The following is a 515-nucleotide window of genomic DNA, read 5'->3' on the forward strand; positions in this document are numbered from 1 at the left end:
GCTCCTCGGCGCGGTCGATCACGAAGTCGAGCAGCCGGTTGGCCATGTTCGGATTGCCCGACAGCCAATGGTCGAACGGGTCCTTCATGGCCTGCTCGACGATGCGCTGCGCTTCCGCCGTGGCGAGGCGATCCTTGGTCTGGCCCTGGAATTCCGGCTCGCGCACGAACACCGAGAGCATCACGGCCGCGCCCACCATGACGTCCTCCGAGGTGATGGAGGCGGCGCGCTTGCCCTGGCCGACGCGCTCGGCGTGATCCTTGAGGCCGCGCAGCAGCGCGCTGCGCAGGCCGGATTCGTGGGTGCCGCCATCGGGCGTCGGCACCGTGTTGGTGTAGGAGGAGAGAAAGCCGTCGGCATCGGCGGTCCAGGCCACCGCCCATTCGCAGGCGCCATGCGCGCCGTTGCGCCCCGACTTGCCCGAGAAGATGTCGGGATGCACCAGCGTGTCGGCATGGATGGCCGCGCCGAGATAATCCTTGAGGCCGCCAGGGAAATGGAACGTCGCTTCCGCC

The 515-nt window shown here is 68.3% G+C and carries 1 pseudogene; it reads right to left on the minus strand.

Annotation, left to right across the window (positions count from 1 at the left end):
* A pseudogene (locus JHD07_RS26635) lies at positions 1–515 on the minus strand (DNA topoisomerase IV subunit B); the annotation flags it as partial.

It is taken from the genome of Bradyrhizobium sp., assembly GCF_016462955.1.
Lineage (GTDB): Bacteria > Pseudomonadota > Alphaproteobacteria > Rhizobiales > Xanthobacteraceae > Bradyrhizobium.